This window comes from Actinospica durhamensis (assembly GCF_018139695.1).
Taxonomy (GTDB): Bacteria; Actinomycetota; Actinomycetes; order Streptomycetales; family Catenulisporaceae; genus Actinospica; species Actinospica durhamensis.
This window is the reverse complement of the sequence record NZ_JAGSOG010000563.1, coordinates 1-1,553: the sequence shown is the minus strand read 5'-3', so window position 1 is coordinate 1,553 and position 1,553 is coordinate 1. Positions and strand designations below refer to the sequence as shown.

The window sequence follows — 1,553 nt, the reverse complement described above, 5'->3', positions numbered from 1 at the left end:
GGGCGGGTCACCTTGATGGTGGGTGGCAGGACCTTGTGATGGAGGGCCAGTACGGTCTTGAGCAGGCCTACGGCGCCTGCGGCGGATTTGGTGTGGCCGAATTGGGACTTCGCCGAACCCAAGGCGCACCAGGGACGCTCTGCCCGGCCGAAGACCTCGGTGAGGGCGGCCACTTCGGCGGCGTCGCCGGCGGGGGTGCCGGTGCCGTGGCCTTCCACCAGCTCCACCGTGCGCGGGGCGTATCCGGCCTGGTCGTACGCTCGTCGCAGCGCTCTGGCTTGTCCCTGCGGCGCGGGGGCGTAGATCGCGTTGCCGGCGCCGTCCGAGGAGGAGCCGAGGCCGCGCAGGACGGCGTAGACCTGGTCGCCGTCGCGTTCGGCGTCGGCAAGGCGTTTAAGGGCGAAGAACACCAGGCCCTCGCCGAGCATCGTGCCGTCGGCGCGGTCGGAGAACGGGCGGCAGTCGCCGGTGGGTGAGAGGGCGGGGGTCTTCGAGAAGCAGGTGAACATGGTGATGTCGTTGAACGTGTCGACGCCGCCGACCAGCATCAGGTCCGCGCGCCCGAGTTCGAGTTCGGCGACGGCGTGGGACAGGGCGGCGAGCGAGCTGGCGCAGGCGGCGTCCACGGCGCAGTTGGTGCCGTGCAGGTCGAGGCGGTTGGCGATGCGGCCGGCCACGACGTTGGCGAGCAGGCCGGGGAAGGTCGCCTCCTGCCACGGGACGTAGTGCCCTGCGATGCGGTCGCAGATCTGCCGGGCCAGCGGTTCGGCCACGCCGCTGCCCCGCAGCGCGTTGAGCCAGACCGGCCGCTGCATCCGGCACGCCATCTGCAGCAGCAGTTCCAGTGCGCCGGTGCCGACGATCACCCCGGCGCGTTCCCGGTCGAGTCCGGCCAGGCGTTCGGGGTCGCCGCCGACGGCGTCGGTCAGGGCGCGCTCGGCCACCGGCAGTGCGAGCAGCTGCGCGGTGTCCGTGGCCGAGAGCACGGCCGGGGAGGTGCCGTAGCGGATCGGGTCGTACCGGAACGGGTCGAGGAACGCCCCACGGCGCGCGTAGGTGCGGTCGGCGGCGGTGGGATCAGGGTCGTGATAGTCGGAGATCAGCCAGTGGCTCGGCGGCACCTCGTCGAGCAGGTCTCGGCCCGTGACGACGTCGCGCCAGAAGCCGCGGACGTCCTGGGAACCGGGGAGCAGCGAGGCGACACCGACCACGGCGACGGACAGCGGCCCGCCGGCTTCGGTCGGTGACACGTGAAGCACGCTAATGGCGGGGCAGATCGTTGACCATGAAGGGAACCGACTAGTGCGAAAGGACCATGATGAGGCGCCGCGCCTGCCGCGATAGTGGAAGGGGGACGAGGGAAAGGGGTGGCGATGGCCGGGAATCCGCCGGAACACGACCGGGCCGTGCTGATCACCGACGCCACGACGCTGCGGGACTGCGCCGGGCGGCTGGAGGAGCTCACGACCCGCCTGCCCGCGGGTGACGCGGCGGACGAGTGGGTCGCGGCGCTCGGGGCCTTGGCGCGCCGCGACCCCTGTCTCTTATACGCA

At 71.9% G+C, this 1,553-nt stretch carries 2 protein-coding genes; one reads left to right on the top strand and one right to left on the bottom strand.

Going from position 1 to position 1,553, the window contains the following annotated elements; genetic code table 11:
• Positions 1-1,250: beta-ketoacyl synthase N-terminal-like domain-containing protein (locus KDL01_RS41030; RefSeq protein WP_307846809.1), on the bottom strand; the 1,250-nt coding region annotated here is incomplete at its 3' end.
• A 123-nt stretch (positions 1,251-1,373) separates the two neighbouring features.
• On the opposite strand from KDL01_RS41030, the gene KDL01_RS41025 reads away from it, so the two are divergent.
• Positions 1,374-1,553, top strand: a 180-nt coding sequence (locus KDL01_RS41025; RefSeq protein ID WP_212534128.1) for a hypothetical protein, incomplete at its 3' end; no start/stop codon positions are given.